The organism is Acidocella sp. MX-AZ02 (assembly GCF_000306035.1).
In the GTDB taxonomy this organism is placed as follows: domain Bacteria; phylum Pseudomonadota; class Alphaproteobacteria; order Acetobacterales; family Acetobacteraceae; genus Acidocella; species Acidocella facilis.
This window is the reverse complement of the sequence record NZ_JH976208.1, coordinates 662,630-687,127: the sequence shown is the minus strand read 5'-3', so window position 1 is coordinate 687,127 and position 24,498 is coordinate 662,630. Positions and strand designations below refer to the sequence as shown.

Here is a 24,498-nt window from a genome sequence, read left to right as displayed (position 1 = left end):
CGGAATCCTCATAGCTCATCGCCACGCAGTGAGGCTCTGCAGGCCAGAATCAAAACGGCACCCCGAAGGGTGCCGCTCAATATACCTATATTATAAGGCGAGTCGTTACTCGGCCGCCAGCTCCGGTTTGGTCGACCCGGAACGCCCCCCAACGGACTGGCGGTCGCGCCCAGCCGCGATCGCCCGCAACCGGTTCATCACGGAGCCGGTACCGGCCGGGATCAGTCGCCCGACGATGACGTTCTCCTTCAGGCCGGACAGCAGATCCATCTTGCCGGCGGTCGCAGCCTCTGTGAGGACGCGAGTCGTCTCCTGGAAGGAGGCGGCCGAGATGAAGCTCTGGGTCTGCAGGCTGGCCTTGGTTATGCCCTGGAGCACCGGCAGCCCCACGGCAGGGCGTTCGTCCGCCGCCAGCTTGGCGTTCTCCTGCTCGAACTCCACGCGATCCACCAGCTCGCCCACCAGGAAGGTGGTATCGCCAGGCTCGGAGATCTCGACCTTCTGCAGCATCTGGCGAACGATCACCTCGATATGCTTGTCGTTGATCTTCACGCCCTGCAGCCGGTAGACGTCCTGGATTTCGTTGACCAGGTAGTCGGACAGCGCCTCGACGCCCAGCACGCGCAGAATGTCGTGCGGCACGCGCGGACCATCGACCAGCGGGTCACCGAGGCGGACATAATCGCCCTCCTGAACGGAAACGTGCTTGCCCTTCGGAATCAGATACTCGGTCTCTTCACCGGTCTCGTCATTCTTCACAATGACGCGGCGCTTCGCCTTGTAATCCTTACCGAATTCCACCCGGCCATCAATTTCCGCGATAATCGCATGATCCTTCGGCCGCCGCGCCTCGAACAACTCAGCCACGCGCGGCAGACCACCGGTAATGTCGCGAGTCTTCGAACCCTCACGCGGAATACGCGCCAGCACGTCACCCGCCGCAACCATGGCACCGGATTCGATCGAGAGGATCGAGTCAGGCGACAGGAAGTAGCGCGCTTCGGTCCCGTTCGCGAGGCGCAGGATCTCACCGTTGGAGTCCTTCAGCAGCAAGCGGGGGCGCAGATCCGCGCCACGAGCCGACTGCTTATAGTCCACCACCACCTTGGAGGTCAGGCCGGTGACTTCGTCGGTCCGCTCCACCAACGTCACGCCCTCGATGAGATCGGCATATTCGACGATACCGGCACGCTCGGTAATGATCGGCAGGGTGTAGGGATCCCATTCGGCCAGCTTCTGCCCACGGGCCACATCCGCGCCTTCATCCACGAGGAGTCGCGCACCATAGGGCACACGGAAGCGGGCACGCTCGCGCTTGCCGGCATCGGTGAGGATGATTTCGCAGTTACGGCTCATCACCACCGGCACGCCGGCGGAGTTGGTGACAACCGCACGGTTGCGGATGACCACCGAGCCGTCATGGCTGGCTTCGACGTTGGACTGCTCAGCACCACGCTGTGCCGCACCACCGATATGGAAGGTACGCATGGTCAGCTGCGTGCCCGGCTCACCGATGGACTGCGCCGCGATGACACCCACCGCCTCGCCGACATTCACCGGCGTACCGCGGGCTAGGTCACGGCCATAGCACTTGGCGCAAACCGCGACCTTGGTGTCGCAAGTCAGCACGGAGCGGATCTTCACGATCTCAATACCGGACTTCTCGATCAGCTCGGCATGCGATTCTTCGATCAGCTCATTGCGGGCCACGATCACCTCATTGGTGTTCAGGTCCACAATATCCTCGGCCGCGGTACGGCCGAGAACGCGCTCGGAGAGTGACGCGACGATTTCACCGCCATCGCGTACCGCGCTAACGCTGAGGCCACGCTCGGTACCGCAATCATCCTCGACGATGATGCAATCCTGCGCCACGTCGACCAGGCGGCGGGTCAGGTAACCGGAGTTCGCGGTCTTCAACGCCGTATCCGCCAGGCCCTTACGGGCGCCGTGGGTGGAGTTGAAGTAATCGAGAACCGACAGACCTTCCTTGAAGTTCGCGATGATCGGCTGCTCGATGATCTCACCGGAGGGCTTGGCCATCAAACCGCGCATACCCGCAAGCTGAGACATCTGTGCCGCGGAGCCACGCGCACCGGAATGGCTCATCATCCAGACAGAGTTGGTCGGACGGCCGATCTCCTGCTTGGAAATCTCCTTCATCATCGCGCCGGCAACCAGGTCCTTACACTTCGACCAGGCGTCAACCACCTTGTTGTAGCGCTCGCCAGCGGTGATCAGACCATCCTGGTACTGCTGCTCATATTCGCGCACCTCGGCGATGGTCGTGGCCACCAACTCCTGCTTGGAGTCGGGGATGCGCATATCGTCCTTGCCGAACGAAATGCCCGCCTTCGCCGCGTGACGGAAGCCAAGCCCCATCAAACGATCGCAGAAAATGACGGCTTCCTTCTGGCCGCAGTGGCGGTACACAAGGTCGATCACGTCCTGCACATTCTTCTTGGTCAACATGCGGTTGACCACGGAGAAGTTCAGGTTGGCGTTCAGCGGCAGCAACTGGCCGATGAGCATACGGCCCGGAGTCGTCACCACGATAGAGGTCTTCACCTCGCCGTCCGCGTTCATGTTCTTCACGCGGGCGCGAATCTTGTCGTGCAGCTTAATGGCACCGGCGGTGAGCGCGAATTCGATCTCGCCGACAGTCCCGAAGGCCGACGCCTCCTCATCCTTCGCCTGAACGAATTCCGGCGTCTCAAGAGAGAGATAATACAGACCCAGCACGATATCCTGGCTCGGCACGATGATCGGCTTGCCGTTGGCGGGGCTGAGGATGTTGTTGGTGGACATCATCAGCACGCGGCCTTCCAGCTGCGCCTCGATGGAAAGCGGCACGTGCACGGCCATCTGGTCGCCGTCGAAATCCGCGTTGAAGGCGGTGCAGACCAGCGGGTGCAGCTGGATCGCCTTGCCTTCGATCAGGATCGGCTCGAAGGCCTGGATGCCCAGGCGGTGCAGGGTGGGCGCGCGGTTCAGCATCACGGGATGCTCGCGGATCACCTCTTCAAGGATATCCCAAACCTCGGGACGCTCCTTCTCCACCATCCGCTTCGCAGCCTTGATGGTGGTGGCCAGGCCGTATTTCTCCAGCTTGGCGTAGATGAAAGGCTTGAACAACTCCAGCGCCATCTTCTTCGGCAAGCCGCACTGATGCAGCTTGAGCTCCGGCCCCACGACGATGACCGAACGGCCGGAATAATCGACGCGCTTGCCGAGCAGGTTCTGACGGAAGCGGCCCTGCTTGCCTTTCAGCATATCAGAGAGCGACTTCAGCGGACGCTTGTTGGTGCCGGTGATGGCGCGGCCACGGCGGCCGTTATCGAACAGCGCATCCACCGATTCCTGCAGCATGCGCTTTTCGTTGCGCACGATGATGTCCGGAGCGCGCAGCTCCATCAGCCGCTTCAGACGGTTATTGCGGTTGATGACGCGGCGATACAGATCGTTCAAATCGGAGGTCGCGAAGCGGCCACCATCCAGCGGCACCAGCGGGCGCAGCTCGGGCGGGATGACCGGGATCACGTCCAGCACCATCCATTCCGGGTGGGTGCCGGATTCGAGGAAATTCTCGATCAGCTTCAGCCGCTTGACCAGCTTCTTGCGCTTGGTCTCGGAGGTGGTCTCCTTCAACTCGGAGCGCATTTGCGCCCGTGTCTCAGCCAAATCGATGCCAAGCAGAATGGACTTGATCGCTTCGGCGCCGATGCCGGCGCGGAACCCGTCCTCGCCGAACTCATCCTGCTTGTTGAACATCTCGTCCTCGGAGATGAGCTGGTGCAGCTTGAGGTCGGTCGTGCCCGGCTCCAGCACGATATAGGACTCGAAATACAGAACCTTCTCGACATCTTTCAGCGTCATGTCGAGCATGGTGGCGATGCGGGACGGCAGCGACTTCAGGAACCAGATATGGGCGACGGGCGAAGCCAGTTCGATATGGCCCATGCGCTCACGGCGCACCTTGGCCAGCGTGACCTCAACGCCGCACTTCTCGCAGATGATGCCACGGAACTTCATGCGCTTGTACTTGCCGCACAAGCATTCATAATCTTTGATCGGCCCGAAGATGCGCGCGCAGAACAGGCCGTCGCGCTCGGGCTTGAAGGTCCGGTAGTTGATCGTCTCCGGCTTCTTGATCTCGCCGTAAGACCAGCTGCGGATCTGCTCCGGAGAGGCAATCTGGATCTTGATCTGGTCGAAAGACGTCGTCTGACCAGCATTCCCAAGAATCTTCATCAAATCATTCATCACGCATCATCCTTATCTTGGCCTGGTATCCTGTAGTCGCTCTGGGAACGCCGGCCTTAAGAGGCCGACTGCTCCAGATCGACGTTCAGGCCCAAGGATTTCAGTTCCTTCAGCAGCACGTTGAAGCTCTCGGGGATACCAGCTTCGAAATTGTCCTGCTCGCGCACGATCGCCTCATAGACCTTGGTACGGCCGGAAACGTCGTCGGACTTCACCGTCAGCATTTCCTGCAGCGTGTAGGCGGCGCCGTAGGCTTCCAGCGCCCAGACTTCCATCTCACCGAAGCGCTGGCCACCGAACTGCGCCTTACCGCCCAGCGGCTGCTGGGTGACCAGCGAGTACGGGCCGATGGAGCGTGCATGGATCTTGTCGTCGACGAGATGGTGCAGCTTGAGCATATACATATACCCAACCGTCACCTTGCGCTCGAACGGCTCACCGGTACGGCCATCGATCAGCGTGCTCTGGCCGGAGATGTCGACACCGGCCTTGGCCAGCATCTCTTCGATGTCCGGAATACGGGCACCGTCGAACACCGGGGTCGCGATCGGCACGCCCTTGGTGACGTTGCGGGCCAGCTCGACCAGCGCATCATCATCGAGATCCTTGATCTGGCTCTCGAAGATTTCCTCGCCATAGGCCAGCTTCAGCCGGTCCAGCAGCTCAAGGCGCGCCTCACCGGTGCGGCGATACTCTTCCACCGCCTTGCCGATCTGCTTGCCGAGATTGGCACAGGCCCAACCCAGATGCACTTCCAGGATCTGCCCGACATTCATGCGCGAGGGCACGCCCAGCGGGTTCAGCACCAGATCGACCGGCGTGCCATCCTCCAGGAACGGCATGTCCTCGACCGGCACCACGCGCGAGACCACACCCTTGTTGCCGTGACGGCCGGCCATCTTGTCGCCCGGCTGCAGCTTGCGCTTCACCGCCACGAACACCTTGACCATCTTCATCACGCCGGGGAGCAGCTCGTCGCCGCGCTGAAGCTTCTCGACCTTGCTCTCGAAACGGTCCTGCAGCTTCTTCACGGCGGCGTCGAATTCGCGCTTCATCAGCTCGATATTCGCCATCACCGCATCGTCCTGCACGACCACGTTGCGCCAGGCGCCACGCGGCTGCTCGGACAGCAGCTCGGCGGTGATTTCCGTCCCCGCCTTGATACCCTTGAAGCCGGAGCCAGCAACCTGGCCGATCAGCGCCTCGCGCAGACGGTTCAGGAAGGAGCGCTCCTGGATGCCCTTTTCGTCGTCACGGTCCTTGGCCAGACGCTCGATCTCGGCGCGCTCGATCGCCAGCGCGCGCTCATCCTTATCCACGCCGCGGCGGTTGAACACACGCACATCGACGATAGTGCCGGAGGTGCCGGGCGGCAGACGCAGCGAGGTGTCACGCACATCGGAGGCCTTTTCGCCGAAGATGGCGCGCAGCAGCTTCTCTTCCGGGGTCATCGGGCTCTCGCCCTTCGGCGTCACCTTGCCGACCAGAATGTCGCCCGGGTGAACTTCCGCGCCGATATAGACGATACCGGCCTCGTCGAGGTTGCGCAAAGCTTCCTCGCCGACATTGGGAATGTCGCGGGTGATTTCTTCCTGCCCCAGCTTGGTGTCACGCGCCATCACCTCGAATTCCTCGATGTGGATGGAGGTGAACACGTCATCCTTGGCGATCCGCTCGGAGATCAGGATGGAGTCTTCGAAGTTATAGCCGTTCCAGGGCATGAAGGCGCACAGCGCGTTGCGGCCCAGCGCCAGCTCGCCCAGCTCCGTGGACGGGCCGTCGGCAATGATGTCGCCGGCAGACACGCGGTCACCGACCTTCACCAGCGGACGCTGATTGATGCAGGTGCTCTGGTTGGAGCGCATATATTTGCGCAGACGATAGATATCGACGCCCTGGGTCGCCCCGTCCTCGCCAGTGGCGCGCACGACGATACGTGCGCCATCGATCTGGTCGATGATACCCGCCCGCTTGGCCACGATGGTGGCGCCGGAATCGCGCGCCACAGCCGCTTCCATGCCGGTGCCGACGATCGGTGCGTCGGAGCGGATCAGCGGCACAGCCTGACGCTGCATGTTCGAGCCCATCAGCGCGCGGTTGGCGTCATCATTCTCAAGGAACGGGATCAGCGCGGCGGCCACGGAAACCAGCTGCTTCGGCGAGACGTCGATGGCGGTCACGTCTTCCGGCTTGACCATCAAGAAGTCGCCATTGCGGCGCACGGATACCAGATCGTCCTTGAGCTGCCCGTCCTCGGCCTTGTTGGCGTCGGCCTGGGCGACCACCAGCCGCTCCTCTTCCATGGCGGAGAGATATTTGAACTCCGGCTGCACCTTGCCGTCCGTCACCAGCTGGTAAGGGGTCTCGATGAAGCCGTATTTGTTCACCTTGGCGTAGGTGGCCAGCGAGTTGATCAGACCGATATTCGGGCCTTCCGGCGTCTCAATCGGGCAAATACGTCCATAATGGGTCGGGTGAACGTCGCGGACCTCGAAGCCAGCACGCTCGCGGGTCAGACCGCCCGGCCCAAGCGCGGAGAGGCGACGCTTATGCGTCACTTCGGAGAGCGGATTGGTCTGGTCCATGAACTGGCTGAGCTGGCTGGAGCCGAAGAACTCGCGCACCGCAGCCGCAGCCGGCTTGGCGTTGATGAGGTCGTGCGGCATCACGCTGTCAATATCGACGGAGCCCATACGCTCGCGGATGGCGCGCTCCATACGCAGCAGGCCGACGCGATACTGGTTCTCCATCAGCTCACCGACGGAGCGCACACGGCGGTTGCCGAGATTATCGATATCGTCGATCGCGCCGCGCCCATCCTTGAGCTCGTTCATGATCTTGATGGTGCGCAGAATATCGTCCTTGCGCAGGGTGCGCACGGTATCCGGCACATCGATGCCCAGACGCATATTCATCTTCACGCGGCCCACGGCCGAGAGATCATAGCGGTCGGAATCGAAGAACAGGCCCTTGAACAGCGCCTCAGCGGTCTCGGAGGTCGGCGGCTCGCCCGGGCGCATCACGCGGTAGATGTCGATCAGCGCGTCTTCACGGTTGGCGTTCTTGTCCGCCGCCAGCGTGTTGCGAATCCACGGGCCGTTCTGCTGGTCGATCGCCAGGGTCGGCAGCTCGTCAATGCCCTTATCCTCAAGCGCGGTCAGCTTCTGATCGGTCAGTTCTTCGCCGGCCTCACCAAAGATCTCGCCCGTATTCGGGTCATAGATGTCCTCGCCCAGGTAGCGGCCAACCAGGTCGGCGCGCGCCACCAGCACGTTCTTGGTCTTCTCGGCGATCTTGCGGACGGTACGCGCGGTCAACTTGTCCTCGACCTTGGCGACAACTTCGCCGGTCTGCGCGTCCACCAGATCTTCGATCAGCTTCAGGTTCCGGAAGGAATCCGCCTCGAACGGACGGGACCACTGGCCCTTCTGCTTCGAGAACACGACCTTGCCATAGAAGAAATTCAGGATCTCCTCAGAATCCATGCCCTTGATTTCGCCGATCTCGACGCTCTCGCCCTTGGCGGCGCGGGCCTCGATCAGCTGCTCGGTGGCGGCGGAGGGCAGCGCGTAGAGCAGCGTGGTGGCCGGCAGCTTACGCTTACGGTCGATGCGCACATAAATCAGATCCTTGGCGTCGAACTCGAAATCGAGCCAGGAGCCGCGATAGGGGATCACGCGGGCGGTGAAGAGATACTTGCCCGAGGAATGGGTCTTGCCGCGGTCATGGTCGAAGAACACGCCCGGCGAGCGGTGCATCTGAGAGACGATCACGCGCTCGGTACCGTTCACCACGAAGGTGCCGTTGTCCGTCATCAGCGGCATGTCGCCCATGTAAACAGGCTGCTCTTTGATGTCGCGAATGGAGCGCGCGCCGGTATCCTCGTCCAGATCCCACACGATCAGACGCAGGATCACCTTCAGCGGGGCGGCGTAGGTCATGCCGCGCTGGATGCACTCCTCGACATCATATTTCGGCTCTTCGAGCTCGTAATGCACGAACTCCAGGCGGCCGCGGCCGGCGAAATCGTCGATCGGGAAGACCGACTTGAAGACTTCCTGCAGGCCAGAGTTGGTCCGTGCGTCGGCCTTCACATTCATCTGCAGGAACGAATCATAGCTCGCACGCTGCACGTCGATGAGGTTTGGCATCGGCGCGACTTCAGGGATACGGCTGAAGCTCTTGCGAATGCGCTTGCGGCTGGTGAAAGACCCTTTGCCAAAACCATTGATCGCGTTCATCGCATCACCCTCGGTCAGATTGATCGTCTAAAAAAGCGTAGTCTTAAGAAACAGGTGGCAGGCGGCGCCCCAAAGGTCACCGCCTGCCCTTTTACCCTATGCACGCAACGGCATAATCACACCGTCGCGGGAAGAGGAATTATTTGACTTCGACAGTCGCGCCCTGCTCTTCCAGCGTCTTCTTGATGGCCGCAGCCTCGTCCTTGGAGACATTCTCCTTGACGGTCTTCGGCGCACCCTCGACCAGGTCCTTGGCTTCCTTGAGGCCCAGGCCGGTGATGGTGCGGATTTCCTTGATCACGTTGATCTTCTTGTCGCCGCCATTGGCGAGGATCACCGTGAACTCGGTCTGCTCCTCAGCAGCAGCAGCCGGCGCACCGCCAGCCGGGGCAGCAGCGGCAACAGCCACCGGCGCGGCAGCGGAAACGCCCCACTTCTCTTCGAGCAGCTTGGAGAGCTCAGCGGCCTCCAGGACGGTCAGCTTCGACAGCTCTTCAACGAGCGCGTTCAGGTCAGCCATTAGAATAATCCTTCGATAAGATAGGCTTTGTTTGGTTCAATGCAAGGCCGCACCGCGCGGCCCCGCGAAAAAGCGACAAGCGGGCGAAAACCTTAGGCCGCCTCGCTCTTCTGGGAATCGGCATACGCCGCGAAGACCCGCGCAAGTTGTCCGGCCGGAGCCTGCAGGACGCCGGCCACCTTGGTCGCCGGGGCTTGGATAAGCCCCAGGAGCTTGGCACGCAGGCTGTCCAGGGACGGCAGCTCGGAGAGCGCCTTGACACCGTCGACATTCAGAACCTGATTGCCGAGGGCGCCGCCCAACAGAACAAACTTGTCATTGGTCTTGGCGAAGTCGACGGCAACCTTGGCCGCGGCAACAGGGTCAGCAGACCATGCCAGCGCGGTCGGCCCCTTCAGCAGGGGCGCGATACCGTCGAACCGGGTTCCTTCAAGAGCAAGAAGGGCCAGACGATTTTTCGCAACCTTGAAGCTCACCCCCGCCTCACGCATCTTGCGGCGCAGATTGGTCACATCAGCCACCGTCATCCCGTCATTCCGGGTGACGACAACCATGGACGTATCCGCGAACACCGCAGACAGTTCAGCGACGAATTCACGCTTCTCTATGCGATCCACATCCGTCTCCAACTTGACGGGCAGCTTGGCGTTGCCGCCTCACCACCCAGGTTACCCAAGCAACCGGGACCATCCCGGCCGCTTTCGCCTGTCCTATGTCAGAACCACCAAAGCCCCGCCGAAGCGAAACATCTGGCACCTCTCTACCGTTTGCGGGGCCCCCCCATTAAATCCGAGGATACATACGGTCTTGGACAGGTCGGGAGCCTTGCGGCCCCCTGCCCGCTTCGGCCTTCCGGCCAAAGCGTATTCTCAAAAAACCTTAGGCGACGGTGGAGACGTCCACGCGCACGCCAGGGCCCATCGTGGAGGACAGCGCCACCTTCTGCAGGTAGGTACCCTTGGCGCCGGTCGGCTTCGCCTTCTGCACGGCGTCGATCAACGCCTTGGCGTTCTCAACCAACTTGTCCGCCTCGAAGCTCGCCTTGCCGATGCCGGCATGGATGATACCAGCCTTCTCAGCACGGAACTCGACCTGGCCGGACTTGGCAGCGGTGATCGCGCCCTTCACGTCCATGGTCACGGTGCCCAGCTTCGGGTTCGGCATCAGGCCGCGCGGGCCGAGGATCTTACCGAGCTTGCCCACAACGCCCATCATGTCCGGGGTCGCGATGCAGCGGTCGAACTGAATGTCGCCGGCCTGGACCTTCTCAGCCAGATCGTCAGCACCAACCACGTCAGCGCCGGCGGCCAGCGCCTCTTCGGCCTTCGGGCCACGGGCGAACACGCCGACGCGCAGGGTCTTGCCGGTGCCGTTCGGCAGCGAGATCAGGCCACGGACCATCTGGTCGGCGTGACGCGGATCAATGCCCAGGTTCAGCGAGATCTCAATAGTCTCGTCGAACTTCGCGGTGGCATTCTTCTTCGCCAGCGACACGGCATCGGTCAGGGCGTACAGCTTGTTGCGCTCAACCGTCTCGCGGGCAGCGTTCAGACGCTTATCTTTGGCCATCGTTTAGCCCTCCACCACGGTCAGGCCCATGGAGCGAGCGGAGCCCGCCAGCATGCGCACAGCGCCGTCAACATCGTTCGCGTTCATGTCCTTCATCTTGGTCGCGGCGATTTCACGCAGCTGCGCGGTCGTCACCTTGCCCACAGCCGCGCCCTTGCCGGGGGTCGTGGTGCCCTTGTCGATGCCCGCCGCCTTCTTCAGGAAGTAGGTATTGGGCGGGGTCTTCATGATGAAGGAGAAGGTGCGGTCAGCAAAGGCGGTGATCACCACCGGAACCGGCATGCCCGGCTCCATCTGCTGCGTCGCCGCATTGAATTCCTTGACGAACTGCATGATATTCAGACCACGCTGGCCGAGCGCGGGACCCACCGGCGGCGACGGGTTCGCCTTGCCCGCAGGGATCTGCAGCTTGATATAGCCGACAACTTTCTTAGCCATTTCTGGCTCCTTTCATCCTATGGCTTGCGCCATTGGACCGCGGTTCAAGCAGCCGGACACACCTGTCCAAGCCTCCCACGTTCCGAGGGGCGGAGCCTTAACTCAACCGTACCCTACTGTCTAGCACCCGCTCGCGTTTTCCCGATAATATAAGCCATGCAAAAAAAAGCGGCCCTTCTGGTTATCGACCTGCAAAATGATTTCTGCCCCGGCGGCGCGCTTGCCGTACCCGGCGGCGATGAAATAGCGCCTTTGATCAACAGCCTGGCGCGGTATTTCGACGACGTTGTGCTCACCCAGGATTGGCATCCGGCTGACCATACCTCCTTCGCCGCCAACCATCCGGGAAAAGCCGCATTTGACACAATCCAACTGCCTTACGGCCCCCAAGTCCTATGGCCCGCCCATTGCGTTATGGGGACACTGGGTGCCGCGCTCGTCCCCGGGCTCGATATTCCACACGCAGGCCTCATCCTGCGAAAGGGCAGCCACTCCTCAATCGACAGCTATTCGGGCTTCCTGGAAGCGGACCGCGCCACACCCACCGGCCTTGCCGGCTATCTGCGGGAACGGAGCATCACACAACTATATATATGTGGCTTGGCCTTTGATTTCTGCGTGCGCTGGACAGCCGAGGACGCCGTCCAAGCAGGCTTCGAGGTTTGGGTTGTTGAGGATGCGTGCCGGGCGATAGATTTACAAGGCTCGAGCGCGAAGGCCCGCGCGGCCATGCAAAACGCTGGGGTCAAGCTGACCAAGAGCCAAGATCTCTTGCAGTCACACTAATCGCCCCTCAAAACGCAAAAAACCCCGCAGGAGCGGGGTTTTTCACGGAAATTCATCGATTAATCGACGATGATTGCTGAAACTTCCGGCCCCTTGGAGCCTTGCACCACACTCATCTTCACCGCCTGGCCCTCTTGCAGCGGCGACAAGCCGGCCGCCTCAAGCGCAGTGGCATGGACAAACACGTCCTTGCCGCCAGCTTCCGGGCTGATGAAGCCAAACCCCTTGGTGGCATTGTACCATTTCACGATACCAGCCATCTCAACAGCCGGGCCGGAGGCCTGCTGGCGGGGGGCGCGCGGCGCGCGTGGACGGTCGAAACCTCCGCCACCGAAACCGCCCGGCGCACGCGGCGGCGGGGCATCACCCTCAGTCACGGAAATAACCTGATTGACCTGGCGGCCCTTCTGCCCCTGCCCGACACGGATCTGCAGAACAGAGCCGGGAGTGACGGACTGGAAACCGGCACTCTGAAGCGAGTTTGCGTGAAGAAACACGTCGCCGGAGCCATCTGCCATCTCGACGAAACCAAACCCCTTTTCAGCATTATACCACTTCACAGTGGCCTTTGCTTCGGGGGCAGTTGATTGTGCCCCAAACCCCGAGAAAGACGGCGGGAATGAAGGAGCGTTACCATAAAAATTATCGTCGTCGAAACCACGGCGGCGGCTCTGCCGCTGGCGGTCATTCTTCGGGGGTCGCACTATAAAAACTGTCCTCTAAAAGACTTTCGGGGCACCGGGCTCTAGCCAAGCGAAAACAGCATAGGCCACGCTGTGGCGGCCTTCAATCCCGAAATGCTGCTCCAACGCAAGCATTTCAGCTAAAATAGCCGCCATTTTTACGATTCTCGACCCAAATACGCATGAATATGCGCCGCTGCACGGCTGCACGGCTAATCCACCGCTTGTTGCCTGGCGCCCCAGCCCCTAAGAGCCGCTCATGCCCTTCCCCGATACCAATCCCAGCCTCGCCAAAGCTCTCGCTCAGCGCGGCTATGCCGACCCCACCTCCGTACAAAGCGCAGTCCTCACGCCGGAAGCTGACGGGCGTGACCTGCTCGTATCTGCCCAAACCGGCTCCGGGAAGACCGTCGCATTCGGCCTTGCTTTAGCGGGTAGCATCCTCGGCGAGTCCGCGTCGATGCCAGCCACGCACGCGCCTCTGGTGCTGGTGATCGCCCCTACCCGTGAGCTTGCGCTTCAAGTGCATGCCGAATTGACCTGGCTTTACGAATTCACCGGCGCCCGGATCCTGTCCTGCGTCGGCGGGATGGACGCACGACGCGAGGCGCGCCTCCTGGCCGGCGGGTGCCATTTCGTGGTTGGCACGCCGGGCCGTCTGAAAGACCATATCGAGCGCGGCAATCTGCGCCTCGACGAGCTGGAAGCCGTGGTGCTCGACGAAGCCGACGAAATGCTCGATCTCGGCTTCCGGGAAGAACTCGAATTCATTCTCAGCGCGGCGCCGGCCTCCCGCCGCACCTTGCTGTTTTCAGCCACCATCGCGCGCGACATCGCGGCACTGGCCCGAACCTATCAGCAAAATGCCCTGCGTATCGACACCGTCGCCGCCAATCAGCCGCATGCCGATATCGAGTACCGCGCCGTCCGCGCTGCCGGCCATGAACTCGAAGCCGCCCTCGTCAATATATTAAGAGCGCAGGATAGCAGGGCGCTCGTTTTTTGCGCCACCCGGGATACGGTGCGCACGCTTCACGCCAACCTCGTCGCCCGGGGTTTCACCGCGGCAGCCTTGTCGGGAGAACTATCCCAGGCTGAGCGTAACGCCGCCCTGTCCGCGCTGCGCGACGGCCGGGCCCAGGTCTGCATCGCAACAGACGTCGCCGCGCGGGGTTTGGACCTGCCGGATCTCGACCTGGTCATTCACGCGGACCTTCCCACCAACAAGGCAACCTTCCTGCATCGGTCCGGCCGTACCGGGCGCGCGGGGCGTAAGGGGGTTTCTGTCCTGCTCGTCCCGCCGGCGCGTCGCCGCCGGGCGGAGTTGCTCTTGCGGGAGGCGAATGCCCAGGCTGTCTGGGTTGACCCGCCGACGCCGGAGGATATCCGTGCAAAGGATGAGATACGCCTGCTGAACAATCCGCAGCTGCAAGAAACACCCGGCGAATTCGAACTGGAACTCGGCCAGAAGCTTCTGGCCCGGAGTTCACCGGAAATCATCGCCGCGGCTTTTGTGAAACTGGCCCAGGCCCATCTGCCAAGCGCGGCTCACGTCACGATCCTGCCGCCCGAAGCCCAGCGCCCCACCCGCGCGCCGCATACCGGCAAGGCATCCCATACCCACGTCAGCGAGGGAACCTGGTTTCGCGTGGCCCTTGGCCGCAAACAAAACGCCGATCCGCGCTGGCTTGTGCCGCTGATCTGCAAGGCGGGCGGCGTCAGCAAACAAGAGATCGGCGCTATTCGCATTTTTGAGCGCGAAACCAAGTTCGAAATCGCGGCCCATGCCGCGAGCGCCTTTGCCAATGCGGCGAACGCCCAGACCGAGGCGCGGATCGAGCCCGCCGCGCCGCCGAGCAGCCCCTCACGCTCTCGCGCGAACATTTCCGAACGCGGCGATTTCAAAACGAAAGCGGCGCCGAAGCCGTATGCGCCAAAGCCCGGCGGCAAGCTCAGCGAGCAACAGCGCCGGCGGCAGAATAAAGCCTCTCGCCACTGATCGCTATTGATCGGGCCTCGGAGGGGAGCGGATCAACCAGCTAGAGCAATATGTGTTTAGGTTGACGCGCCAGCGTCAAGATAAACACATGAAATTGCTCGCAAAAACAAAAGTTAGAGCATCAAGCTAAAAGCTTGATGCTCTAAGCTCTGCGGCACGCGGTTAATATTGCCGCAACAGCGCGATCAGGCGGCCTTGAACACGGACACGTTCAGCCGGGAAAATTCTGGTTTCATACCGGATATTGGCCGGCTCCAGCGCAATGGACTGCCCTTTCCGGCGCAGCCGCTTTAGCGTCACCTCGTGCTCATCGACCAACGCGACGATAATTTGCCCGTTTTCCGCCGTATCGCCTCGCCTGATGATCACTGTATCGCCGTCCAGAATTCCCGCTTCGATCATCGAATCGCCTTCGACGGTCAGTGCGAAATGTTCCCCGGCGCCAAGCATGGAGAGGGGGATTTCAATCGTCTCTTCATTGTCGCGCAAGGCCTCGATCGGCAGGCCAGCGGCGATTTTACCGTAAAGCGGCAGAGAAATCGCGGAGGGTTCAAAACTCTCCAGCTCATCTTGCTGCGACAGCCCTCGCGTCCCAAAATGTCCTTGAATGACGTTGGGCGCAAAACCATGCGCCTGCGCCTTGCTCGGCGTGATATCCTGCGGCAGCCGCACCACTTCCAGAGCCCTCGCCCTGTGCTTGTGGCGACGCAGGAAGCCTCGTTCTTCCAGGGCGGAAATCAACCGATGGATTCCGGATTTTGAACGGAGGTCCAGGGCCTCCTTCATTTCCTCGAAGCTGGGGCTACATCCGGTCTCGCGCAGATGCCGGTCGATGAATAACAGCAATTCATGCTGTTTCGGCGTCAGCATTGAACATCTCCGAATTTTAAAGCTTCAGGAACAAAGCAACAACACGATAATGTTCTAGTTTAGTTCTTGTTTTCGCGTCAAGCGTTACGAGTGATCCAACCGCAGGATCTCCACGTAACTGCCCGCCTCGATGGCAGGTGAAAACGGCACACGGCGGATCAGCGCGTTGGACCCGGCCAGGGCACGCAGCATTCCTGAATCCTGTACCTGCAGCGGGGTAACCTGCATTTCCCCGTCAGCAGTCTTCGCGATGATCGCCCGCACATAGTCTTCCCGCACATCATTGGCCCGCATCGGCGCTGCCAATCGTACGGTTTCAAAGCCTGGCGATTCAGGGGGCAAACCAGACAGCACCTCAATGGCGGACCGCAAAAACAAAACCGCGCAGACATAAGCGGACACGGGATTGCCGGGCAGCCCCAACACAGGCAGATCACTGAGTCTGCCAAATATCAGCGGCTTGCCGGGACGCATCGCGATTTTCCAGAAATCCAGCGCGAAGCCGTGCTGGGACAACCCTTGCCTGACCAGATCATAGGCGCCAACACTCGCCCCGCCTGTGGTTAGCAACAGATCAGCCCCTTTGGCAGCTAACGCCGCCTGCGCGACTTCATCGGCAGCATCACGCGCAATCGGCAACACCAACGGCTCGCCACCATGGGCTGTAACGAAAGCGCTTAACATCAGGGCGTTGGAGTTGGCGATCCCCCCGGCGGGCAGCGGCTCACCCGGCAAGGCAATCTCGTCCCCGGTGCAGAGGATCGCGATGCGCGGGCGCCGGTAAACAGCCAACCAGGGATGCCCCGCCGCGGCGGCAAGTCCGATATCCCGCACAGACAGCCGCGCCCCCGCTGGCAAGACCTGGTCACCGGCTTGTATATCCTGGCCCTTCCGCCGGATATGCAGTCCAGCGCGCACGCTTGCCGCCGGCTCCACCAAATCCGCTGCGACCGAGGCGTTCTCCTGGATCAAAACGGTATCCGCACCGTTCGGGATCGCACTCCCGGTAAAGATCCGAACCGCCTCCCCCGGGCCGACCTCACCCGCGAACGGATGCCCGGCCGGCGCTTCGCCGATCAGCCGAAGCGGCTTGCCGGAGTCAGTGTCAACGGCACGCACCGCATACCCGTCCATGGCCGAAACATCGCCAGGTGGGACAGTCAGCCGGGAGATGACCGGGCGCGCCAGCACGCGGTGATAGGCCTGGGCCAGCCCGACCATTTCAACGGCAACAGGCTTCAAATCCGCGACAATCCGGGCGCGCGCCTCCTCGACGCTGATCATGGCGCCGAAAAATCTCCGCTCTTGCCGCCTGTCTTTCGGGTCAGGCGTATCGCTTCGATCCGCATCGTCTTATCGGCGGCCTTGACCATGTCATAAATGGTCAAAGCCGCGAGGCTCACAGCGGTCAGGGCTTCCATTTCAATGCCGGTGCGTGCCGTTGTCCGGGCTGTGGCGACGATCTCGACCGAATCCTGCTCCAGGATGAGGTCGATGCTGATCGCATCCAGCGGCAGCGGATGGCAGAGCGGGATCAGCTCGCCGGTTTTCTTGGCCGCCATGATCCCGGCAATTCGGGCTGCGGCGAGCACGTCGCCTTTTTCAGCCTGATTATCACGGATCAGGCTGACGGTCTCGGGCCGCATCACCACCCGCCCCTTGGCCTGCGCCTCGCGAAGCGTCACCGTCTTGGCCGAAACATCGACCATACGCGCCGCGCCGTCGGCGCCGATATGGGTAAGCTGGCTCAATGGCCCAAAAGCGCGTGCACAGCGGCTTCCAGATCGTCCTGGCGCATCAGCGATTCGCCGACGAGGAACCCCTGCACACAGACCTTCCGCAGCCTTTCCACATCCTGATTGGTCTTGATGCCCGACTCGGAGATCATGAATTTATTCGGCGGGCACAGGCTGGAGAGCTGCTCGGTCGTCGCAATATCCGTCACCATGGTCTTCAGGTTGCGATTATTGATGCCGATCAGAGGCGTCTGCAGCAGAAGCGCGCGCTCCATCTCTTCTTCATTATGGACTTCGGCCAGAACATCCATATCCAGAGCCCGAGCGAGCCCTTCGAGATCACGGGCCTGATCGTCCTCAAGCGCCGCCATGATCAGCAGAATGCAGTCCGCCCCCATGACCCGGCTCTCATAGACCTGCCATTCATCCAGCATGAAATCCTTGCGAATGACGGGCAGGGAAACCGCTGCGCGGGCCGCCTCAAGATGCGCGGTCTGGCCTTGGAAGTATTTCTCGTCGGTCAGAACGGAAAGGCAGGTCGCGCCGGCGGCCGCGTAGGCCCGCGCCAGCGAGGCAGGCTCGAAATCCGGGCGGATCAAACCGCCCGAGGGCGAGGCCTTCTTGATCTCCGCGATCAGTCCGGCCTGGTCCTGCGCGGCCTTATCCATCAAAGCCCGGCCGAAGCCACGTGTCTTGTCGGCGTCCTTGACCTCGGCCTTCAGCTCATCCAGCGGCCTGCGGCCCTGGCGCTCGGCAACTTCAGCGCGTTTATCCACGCAGATTTTTGCCAGCACATCGTCGATTACAATATTCATGCCTGCTCTCCGGAGACCCGCTTCAACCGTTCCAGAACAGCCAAAGCGTCACCTCGATCTATCGCTTGCGCCGCCAGCTCGACCCCTTGGGGCAGTGTTTCCACCCGGCCCGCCACAATCAGGGCGGCAGCGCTATTCAACAACACCGTATCACGATACGCACCCGCCTGGCCTCGCAACAAAGCCCGTAAAGCCGCCGCGTTATAGGCGGCGTCTCCGCCTTTCAAGGCAGAGGCAGGCGCGGCTTCAAGGCCCGCATCCGCGGCGGTTACCCCGAATTCCCTGATCTCGTTGTTCTTCAACGCGACCACTTGGTTCACGTCGTCGAGCACAAGTTCATCCATGCCGGCGCCATGCACGATCCAGGCGGCTTGCGTGCCAAGATCACGCAACGTCTCCGCCACCGGGCGCAGCCAGAACGGGTCATAGACCCCCATCAACTGGCGGCGCACCCCGGCCGGATTGGCCATCGGGCCGGTCAGGTTGAACAAGGTTCGGGTGCCAAGCTCCACCCGAACCGGGGCAGCGTGCCGCAGTGCGGGGTGATGGCGCGGCGCGAATAGAAAGACGCACCCAACCTCGCGCAGCACCGCCGATAACCTGTCAATGGGCGGCTCGATCGCAACCCCAAGCGCCGTTAATACATCCGCGGCGCCTGAGCGCGAGGACAACGCCTTGTTGCCGTGCTTGGCGACAGGCACGCCACACGCCGCCAGAACGAACGTCGTCGCGGTGGAAATATTGAGGCTGGCGGCGCCATCCCCGCCTGTACCGCAAACATCCATGGCATCCGCCGGCGCTTCGATCCTGGCCATACGCTTGCGCATCGCCGTGACCGCGCCGGTCAGCTCCGCCACTGTTTCGCCGCGTGCGCGCATGGCCATCAGCATCCCGCCGATCTGCGCGGGGGTGGCCTGCCCATCCATGACCACGCCGAATGCTTCCTCGGCCTCAGACACGGTCAGGCTTTCCCCCTTACCGAGGCGCGCAAGCACCGGTTTCAGCGAATTATTCACGCAGCAACCGGAACCTTTACCCCTGCGAGACGCAGGAAGTTGCGCAGAATATCATGCCCGTTCGAGGTCGCGATGCTCTCCGGATGAAACTGCACGCCGTAAATCGGCAGCTCCGCATGGCGCAATCCCATGATAATGCCGTCTTCGGTACGCGCCGTGGGCACCAGCGTGCTGGGCAGGGTCGCCTGCTGGACGATCAGCGAGTGATAGCGCGTCGCGGTGAAGGGATTCGGCAAGCCTGCGAAAATGTCGGTATTATCATGGAAGACCGGGCTGGTTTTCCCATGCACGGGCTGTGGTGCGCGCACCACCTGCCCACCAAAGGCCTGGCCGATCGCCTGGTGTCCCAAACACACACCGAACAAAGGCAGATTCGCCGCAGCCGCCGCCTGCACCATCGGCAGACAGATCCCGGCCTCATTCGGCGTGCAGGGCCCCGGCGAGAGCACCACCGCCTGGGGCCGCATGGCCAGAACATCCTCGGGGCTCAACGCATCATTGCGCTTGACTACGCATTCCGCGCCGAGATCCCCGAAAAACTGCACGAGATTGAAAGTGAAGCTGTCGTAGTTATCAATGAGAAGAATCATCGCTCAAGCCCCCGGCGCGCTGACATAGCGCACGGCGTCCTCTGCGGCGCGGAACAACGCGCGCGCTTTCTGCACGCTTTCCATATATTCGGCCTCGGCGTCGGAATCGGCGACCACGCCGACGCCCGCCTGCACATACATGCGGCCCTCCTTCACCAAAGCGGTGCGCAAGCCGATACATGTGTCCATCTCGCCATTCGCGGCGAAATAGCCGATGCATCCGGCATATAGCCCCCGGCGCGACGGTTCGAGCTCCTCAATGATCTGCATCGCCCGGACCTTTGGCGCGCCCGACAAGGTGCCGGCGGGAAATCCGGCGATCAGCGCATCCAGCGCCTCGAGCCCCGGCCGCAGCTTGCCCTCAACCGTCGAGGAAATATGCATCACATGCGAAAAACGTTCGATGGCGAAGCTTTGCGCCACGCGCACAGAACCGATTTCCGACACCCGCCCGACATCATTGCGCCCGAGATCCAGCAGCATGAGATGCTCGGCCCGCTCCTTGGGGTCGGCCAGCAACTCTTCTTCCAGCGCGACATCTTCCTCGGTGGTGGCGCCGCGGCGGCGTGTGCCCGCCAGCGGGCGGATGGTCACGGTGCCATCGCGCAGCCGCACCAGGATCTCCGGTGAAGAGCCGACAGCCTGAAAATTGCCGAAATCCAGGAAAAACAGGAAGGGCGCGGGGTTGATCCGCCGCAGACTCCGGTAAAGCGCGAAGGCGGGCAAGGAGAACGGTGCTTCAAAACGCTGCGAGGGCACAATCTGGAAGGCATCGCCCGCGCGGATATAGTTCTTGGCGGTTTCCACCGCGCCCAGGAACTCTTCCTTTTCCATGTTCGAGCTCTGCTCGATCGGCGCCAGCAAACGCCCCTGCAGCTCCGGAACAGGTGCCTCCAGGGCTTTCGCCAGGTCATTCAACTTGGCCTCGGCGGCAGCATAGGCTTGGACCGCCTCCACCCCTTGCTTCGGATAGACCGGCGCCGCCAGGGTCATTTCATCGGTAACATTGTCGAACACGATCAACAGCCCCGGACGGGTCAGAATCGCCTCGGGAACGCCCATTACGTCCGGCTTCAGCGCCGGCAGATCTTCCATCAGCCTGACCAGATCATAGCCAAGATATCCGTGCAGGCCGCCAATTCCGGGCGGAAGACCTTCGGGCACTTCCATCCGCGTCTCGGCGATCAGGCCGCGCAGATTTTTGAGCGGCGCCTCGAAAATCTGGGCGAAGCTCTCCGGTTGACTCTGGGCTTCGCGATTGACCGAAGCCACCCCGCGTTCACATTTCCAGACGAGATCGGGCGACAAGCCGATAAAGGAATACCGCCCACGCGTCGCCCCACCTTCCACGCTCTCCAGCAAAAAAGAATAAGGCTGGCCATGCGCGACCTTCAGATAGGCCGCAACCGGTGTCAGCAGGTCGGCGATGCCGTGACGCCAGACCAGCGCGCCGCGACCCTGATCATAGGCGGCACGGAAGGTCTCAAAACGGTCTGGCGAAACGGCATTCATGACAAGACTTCTTTCTTTCCTCACTGATAGATTTGCGCGAACAGCTTCTGGTTCACAGTGACCTTATCGCGCGCCTGCAGTCCGGCCAGAAAACTCCCGCCCAGGTCATCCTGCAAGCCTTTATTCAGGCTCTGCTGCAATTGCGCATACATGGCCGGGTCGCTCTGCGGTGTCGGCTGCACCACCTTGGTCAGCGCCGCGACCAGGAAGCCGTCCGTCGTCTGGATCATCGTAGCCTGACCCGACTTCATCGCGAACAGGCTCGGGACGAGTGTCGAGGGTTGATCCTGGGGCTGGGTCTGCCGCGTGTAAACCGGGCTGGCCGTCGCCGTAAGCCCTTGCGCGCTGGCCGCTTTCGCGATCGGCGTTCCGGTATTCACATTATGCATGAGATCAGCGGCGATCACCTCCGCCTCGCGGATCTGCTGATCCTGTTGCCAGGCCGCCAGAACCTTGGCTTTGGCTTGCGCAAAGGCCTGCACGGCAGGCGGCAGCAGCTTCTGCACCGTCAAAGCGTAATAGCTGCCATCCGGGCCGGACTGAAGCTTTGCGGCTTGCCCCGGTTGCGTTGCAAAAGCAGCCTTGACGATGGCATTGCGCAGATCGTCGCCACCGGGGATCGGCGCGGCCGAGCCATCCGGCGTCTGGCCGCCCGCATCCAGCGTCCCCTCAACCGCGACCAGACCCAGATTGCCCGGAAGCTGGTCCAACGGCGTCTGCCCGGCGAGCGCATCCTGCAGCGCATCGACATTCTTCGCCACATCCGCCTGGGCCTGCTGCAACTGCAATTGCTGCGTCGCCTGCGCGACCAGCTGTGCCCGATCAGGCCCGGACTGACCGATATCCGTCACTTTGAAAAGATACATGCCCTGGCCGCCCGCAATGGGCCCCATCACCTGGCCGGCAGGGGCCGCAAAGATCGCGTTCGCCAGCGCCCCGGACGGGATCTGGTTCTGCTGCATCTTGGCCAACGGCACCGAGACGGCGTGATAGGATTTCGCCAAGGCCTGCATTTTTGCCCAGCTTGCGCCTTTCTTCCAGGCCGCAAGTAGTTGCGAGGCATCCGCCAGATCCTCGACGGAGAGCACATCCGCACTGCGCACCGGCGTGCTCGGGCTGTTTGCCTGCGCCCGCGCGACAGCTGCCTGCACCTCAGCCTCGGATACCTTTTCGTGGGGCGCCATCAAGGCGGGGGACAAAATGACAAGCTGGATTTTACGATATTCCGGCGAAGTGAACTGGCTCTGGTGATTCTGCCAAAAACGCTGCAGCACAGCGTCGGACGGCGTGGCCGGCACCGGCTGCGTGTTGACCGGAACATTTACCAGAGACGCTGTCCGCTGCTCGCCCAGCAATCCAAAAATCTGGCCAAGCATTTCATCCGGCACCTGCGCGCCATTGATGATCGGCGTGATCAACTGGCGCGAGATCACCTCGTCCTTGATCTCATTGATGAACTCGTTTTCGGACAGGCCATTCTGCCGCAGAACCTGCGCGAACTTGGCTTTGTCGAAGCTGCCATTGGTCTGGAAGGCCGGAATCCCGTCCAGCACCGCCCGCACGGCCGCGTCCGGCACGCCGATCCTATCATCAGCCGCCGCCTGGCGCATGATCTTTTCGCGAATGGCGGCCGACAAGGCCTGCTCTGCCAATTGCTGCCGCGTCGCCTGATCCGGCGTCTGGCCCTGTTGCTGGTACTGGTTCAGCGCGCGCTGGTAAGCGGCCTGGACGACACTGACATCGACAGGCTGGCCGGCGACGGTCGCGACCGCATTCGGGCTGCCCGCCATCGTGAAGACGTTGGAGACGCCCCAAAAAATGAACACCACAACCAGCAGCGCGAAGAACACACGCGCCACCCAGCTACCCATTAAATTCCGGACCCAGACCAGCATCGTCTCTCTTTACCCCAAACCGCCGCCTCTATAGCTAGGCGTCATGGACTGGGCAATTCAACGGTGCCGGACAAATCGGTGGGAGGGGGCGTGAATAGCCCCCAAGCCCTGACCACGCCTCATGCCAGAACTTGGCATGAGGGTGTTTGGCAACGTCAAATAGGGCCTCAGTACAATCCCCGCAGAGACGCGGCATCCAACAGCGCGCTTGCCGGCAGGCGATGCGCCTTGGCAGGACGCTCACGCGGCAGAAATGCTGGCTTGCGGCCCTCCAAGGCCATCGCCCGGATCAGCAGCATCGAGATGGCGGCAAGCGCCAGAATGGCAAGAAAGAACAGCATCGGGAAACCCTCCTCGATTGGAAACGGGCATATTATGCTGCGTCGCACCATCGAATCAAAAGCGCATTTGCTGCATGGCAGCGCGCCCGAACCATTCAGCATTATGCAGTATTTATCAGAAGGGAGAGCAGGATGAGGCAACTTATTGCGGGCAATTGGAAGATGTTCGGCAAACGCGCCGATATCGAGGCATTCACGGCGGCCCTTCGCGCCGACGCCCCGGCGCATGTGGACATGCTGGTCTGCCCGCCCTTCACCCTGCTGGACCGTTTTGCCAGCACCTTGGCTGGCAGCAAGATCGCCCTGGGCGGCCAGGACTGCCACCCCGCGGCGGAAGGTGCGCATACCGGGGATATCTCGGCCGCGATGATCCGCGATGTTGGCGCTTCTCATGTCATTCTCGGCCATTCGGAACGGCGCACCAATCACGGCGAGACCAACGCCGTGGTGCGCGGGAAGGCCGAGGCGGCGATCGCGGCGGGGCTTACCCCGGTCATCTGCGTGGGCGAGACCGAGGGCGAGCGCGAAGCCGGCGAGGCTGAAGCGGTCGTTCGCAGCCAGCTGGCGCATAGCCTGCCGGCGCAATTCAGCGGCGTCGTCGCCTATGAGCCGGTCTGGGCCATCGGCACCGGCCGCACCCCGACGGAAGACGATGTCGCCTCCATGCATGCCGCCATTCGCAAGGCGCTGGTCGAGCAACTCGGCACCGCAGGCGCTGCCATTGCGATCCTGTATGGCGGCTCCGTGAAGCCGGCCAATGCCGCCGCTCTGCTGGCATTGCCCGAGGTAGGCGGCGCCCTGGTTGGCGGCGCCAGCCTGAAAGCCGCCGACTTCCTCGCCATCGCGACAGCCGCGCCGCTTTAGGTCCGGCTCTGCGCTTTTCGACCCGCGTGGGCGGCTGCAAGGTTGAATCCTGCGCCCGCCCGCACTAGAAGCGCGCCTATCTGTTTTTGCGGGTTTGTGATGATCAAGGTTCTTCTCGTGCTGCATGTGTTCGTCACCGTGGCGTTGATCGGCGTTGTGCTGATCCAGCGCAGCGAAGGTGGCGGTCTTGGTCTTGGCGGCGGCCAGGGCATGGGCAGCTTCATGACCGGCCGAGGCACGGCAAATCTTCTCACCCGCACCACGGCCATCCTCGGCACGGCCTTCTTCGTGCTCTCGTTGGCACTGGCCCTGCTATATAATGGTAGCGGCACAGCCAATAACGCGGCGATTTTGAACAGC

20 protein-coding genes are annotated in these 24,498 nt (G+C 62.0%); 4 read left to right on the top strand and 16 right to left on the bottom strand.

Annotation, left to right across the window (positions count from 1 at the left end):
• Positions 1-105 precede the first annotated feature (105 nt).
• From rpoC to rplK, 6 genes are all read right to left on the bottom strand, one after another.
• Positions 106-4,263: a DNA-directed RNA polymerase subunit beta' gene (rpoC, locus tag MXAZACID_RS11520; RefSeq protein WP_008494536.1), complete on the bottom strand. Its 4,158-nt coding sequence runs from the start codon at positions 4,261-4,263 to the stop codon at positions 106-108.
• A gap of 56 nt (positions 4,264-4,319) precedes the next feature.
• A complete protein-coding gene (gene rpoB, locus MXAZACID_RS11515; protein ID WP_008494535.1) occupies positions 4,320-8,504 on the bottom strand; it encodes a DNA-directed RNA polymerase subunit beta in 4,185 nt (1,394 codons plus the stop codon).
• A gap of 139 nt (positions 8,505-8,643) precedes the next feature.
• Positions 8,644-9,024, bottom strand: a complete 381-nt coding sequence (gene rplL / locus MXAZACID_RS11510; RefSeq protein ID WP_008494534.1) for a 50S ribosomal protein L7/L12 — start codon at positions 9,022-9,024, stop codon at positions 8,644-8,646.
• A 92-nt stretch (positions 9,025-9,116) separates the two neighbouring features.
• On the bottom strand, positions 9,117-9,641 hold the full coding sequence (rplJ, locus tag MXAZACID_RS11505) for a 50S ribosomal protein L10 (protein WP_008494533.1): 525 nt from the start codon (positions 9,639-9,641) through the stop codon (positions 9,117-9,119).
• A gap of 262 nt (positions 9,642-9,903) precedes the next feature.
• Positions 9,904-10,593 (bottom strand): 50S ribosomal protein L1, encoded by a 690-nt coding sequence (gene rplA / locus MXAZACID_RS11500; RefSeq protein WP_008494532.1) that lies wholly within the window; start codon positions 10,591-10,593, stop codon positions 9,904-9,906.
• A 3-nt stretch (positions 10,594-10,596) separates the two neighbouring features.
• Positions 10,597-11,031, bottom strand: coding sequence for a 50S ribosomal protein L11 (gene rplK / locus MXAZACID_RS11495; RefSeq protein ID WP_008494531.1), 435 nt, complete (start codon positions 11,029-11,031; stop codon positions 10,597-10,599).
• A 156-nt stretch (positions 11,032-11,187) separates the two neighbouring features.
• Here rplK and pncA point away from each other — a divergent pair, with 156 nt between their 5' ends.
• Positions 11,188-11,817, top strand: a complete 630-nt coding sequence (gene pncA, locus MXAZACID_RS11490) for a bifunctional nicotinamidase/pyrazinamidase (RefSeq protein ID WP_039885205.1) — start codon at positions 11,188-11,190, stop codon at positions 11,815-11,817.
• Between the two features lie 59 nt (positions 11,818-11,876).
• Here pncA and MXAZACID_RS20395 read toward each other — a convergent pair whose 3' ends face one another.
• Positions 11,877-12,521, bottom strand: a complete 645-nt coding sequence (locus MXAZACID_RS20395) for a cold-shock protein (RefSeq protein WP_081822170.1) — start codon at positions 12,519-12,521, stop codon at positions 11,877-11,879.
• A gap of 238 nt (positions 12,522-12,759) precedes the next feature.
• Between MXAZACID_RS20395 and MXAZACID_RS11480 the strand changes: the two genes are divergently transcribed.
• Positions 12,760-14,499: a DEAD/DEAH box helicase gene (locus tag MXAZACID_RS11480; protein ID WP_051060324.1), complete on the top strand. Its 1,740-nt coding sequence runs from the start codon at positions 12,760-12,762 to the stop codon at positions 14,497-14,499.
• Between the two features lie 162 nt (positions 14,500-14,661).
• Here the strand turns inward: MXAZACID_RS11480 and lexA are convergent, their stop codons facing one another.
• The 9 genes from lexA to MXAZACID_RS19375 all read right to left on the bottom strand — a co-directional run bounded on the left by lexA (position 14,662) and on the right by MXAZACID_RS19375 (position 23,376).
• A complete protein-coding gene (gene lexA / locus MXAZACID_RS11475; protein ID WP_008494524.1) occupies positions 14,662-15,369 on the bottom strand; it encodes a transcriptional repressor LexA in 708 nt (235 codons plus the stop codon).
• An 84-nt stretch (positions 15,370-15,453) separates the two neighbouring features.
• Positions 15,454-16,653, bottom strand: a complete 1,200-nt coding sequence (glp, locus tag MXAZACID_RS11470; RefSeq protein ID WP_008494523.1) for a gephyrin-like molybdotransferase Glp — start codon at positions 16,651-16,653, stop codon at positions 15,454-15,456.
• Complete coding sequence (gene moaC, locus MXAZACID_RS11465; RefSeq protein WP_008494522.1) at positions 16,650-17,120, bottom strand: cyclic pyranopterin monophosphate synthase MoaC; 471 nt, start codon at positions 17,118-17,120, stop codon at positions 16,650-16,652. The genes glp and moaC overlap by 4 nt, the downstream gene beginning before the upstream one ends.
• On the bottom strand, positions 17,117-17,908 hold the full coding sequence (trpC, locus tag MXAZACID_RS11460) for an indole-3-glycerol phosphate synthase TrpC (RefSeq protein ID WP_039885322.1): 792 nt from the start codon (positions 17,906-17,908) through the stop codon (positions 17,117-17,119). Before trpC ends, moaC begins: the two co-directional genes overlap by 4 nt.
• An 8-nt stretch (positions 17,909-17,916) precedes the next feature.
• Entirely contained in the window at positions 17,917-18,936 is a 1,020-nt protein-coding gene (gene trpD / locus MXAZACID_RS11455; RefSeq protein WP_008494520.1) for an anthranilate phosphoribosyltransferase, read from the bottom strand.
• Entirely contained in the window at positions 18,933-19,526 is a 594-nt protein-coding gene (locus MXAZACID_RS11450) for an aminodeoxychorismate/anthranilate synthase component II (protein ID WP_008494519.1), read from the bottom strand. Before MXAZACID_RS11450 ends, trpD begins: the two co-directional genes overlap by 4 nt.
• A gap of 3 nt (positions 19,527-19,529) precedes the next feature.
• Positions 19,530-21,038 (bottom strand): anthranilate synthase component I, encoded by a 1,509-nt coding sequence (gene trpE / locus MXAZACID_RS11445; RefSeq protein WP_008494518.1) that lies wholly within the window; start codon positions 21,036-21,038, stop codon positions 19,530-19,532.
• A 20-nt stretch (positions 21,039-21,058) separates the two neighbouring features.
• Positions 21,059-22,933, bottom strand: a complete 1,875-nt coding sequence (locus MXAZACID_RS11440; protein ID WP_008494517.1) for a SurA N-terminal domain-containing protein — start codon at positions 22,931-22,933, stop codon at positions 21,059-21,061.
• Positions 22,934-23,100: 167 nt separating this feature from the next.
• A complete protein-coding gene (locus tag MXAZACID_RS19375) occupies positions 23,101-23,376 on the bottom strand; it encodes a hypothetical protein (RefSeq protein ID WP_168118427.1) in 276 nt (91 codons plus the stop codon).
• 30 nt (positions 23,377-23,406) lie between these two features.
• Between MXAZACID_RS19375 and tpiA the strand changes: the two genes are divergently transcribed.
• Positions 23,407-24,138, top strand: a complete 732-nt coding sequence (gene tpiA / locus MXAZACID_RS11435; protein WP_039885202.1) for a triose-phosphate isomerase — start codon at positions 23,407-23,409, stop codon at positions 24,136-24,138.
• Positions 24,139-24,237: 99 nt separating this feature from the next.
• Positions 24,238-24,498: preprotein translocase subunit SecG (gene secG / locus MXAZACID_RS11430; RefSeq protein WP_008494515.1), on the top strand; the 261-nt coding region annotated here is incomplete at its 3' end.

Excerpts from the sequence above, each read along its gene's own strand:
- tpiA (WP_039885202.1), top strand. The coding sequence starts at position 23,407 with ATGAGGCAACTTATTGCGGGCAATTGGAAGATGTTCGGCAAACGCGCC.
- MXAZACID_RS11450 (WP_008494519.1), bottom strand. The coding sequence starts at position 19,526 with ATGATTCTTCTCATTGATAACTACGACAGCTTCACTTTCAATCTCGTG.
- MXAZACID_RS19375 (WP_168118427.1), bottom strand. The coding sequence starts at position 23,376 with ATGCTGAATGGTTCGGGCGCGCTGCCATGCAGCAAATGCGCTTTTGAT.
- MXAZACID_RS11440 (WP_008494517.1), bottom strand. The coding sequence starts at position 22,933 with ATGCTGGTCTGGGTCCGGAATTTAATGGGTAGCTGGGTGGCGCGTGTG.
- rpoC (WP_008494536.1), bottom strand. The coding sequence starts at position 4,263 with ATGAATGATTTGATGAAGATTCTTGGGAATGCTGGTCAGACGACGTCT.
- lexA (WP_008494524.1), bottom strand. The coding sequence starts at position 15,369 with ATGCTGACGCCGAAACAGCATGAATTGCTGTTATTCATCGACCGGCAT.
- rpoB (WP_008494535.1), bottom strand. The coding sequence starts at position 8,504 with ATGAACGCGATCAATGGTTTTGGCAAAGGGTCTTTCACCAGCCGCAAG.
- rplA (WP_008494532.1), bottom strand. The coding sequence starts at position 10,593 with ATGGCCAAAGATAAGCGTCTGAACGCTGCCCGCGAGACGGTTGAGCGC.
- rplK (WP_008494531.1), bottom strand. The coding sequence starts at position 11,031 with ATGGCTAAGAAAGTTGTCGGCTATATCAAGCTGCAGATCCCTGCGGGC.
- pncA (WP_039885205.1), top strand. The coding sequence starts at position 11,188 with ATGCAAAAAAAAGCGGCCCTTCTGGTTATCGACCTGCAAAATGATTTC.
- glp (WP_008494523.1), bottom strand. The coding sequence starts at position 16,653 with ATGATCAGCGTCGAGGAGGCGCGCGCCCGGATTGTCGCGGATTTGAAG.
- rplL (WP_008494534.1), bottom strand. The coding sequence starts at position 9,024 with ATGGCTGACCTGAACGCGCTCGTTGAAGAGCTGTCGAAGCTGACCGTC.
- MXAZACID_RS11480 (WP_051060324.1), top strand. The coding sequence starts at position 12,760 with ATGCCCTTCCCCGATACCAATCCCAGCCTCGCCAAAGCTCTCGCTCAG.
- trpE (WP_008494518.1), bottom strand. The coding sequence starts at position 21,038 with ATGAATGCCGTTTCGCCAGACCGTTTTGAGACCTTCCGTGCCGCCTAT.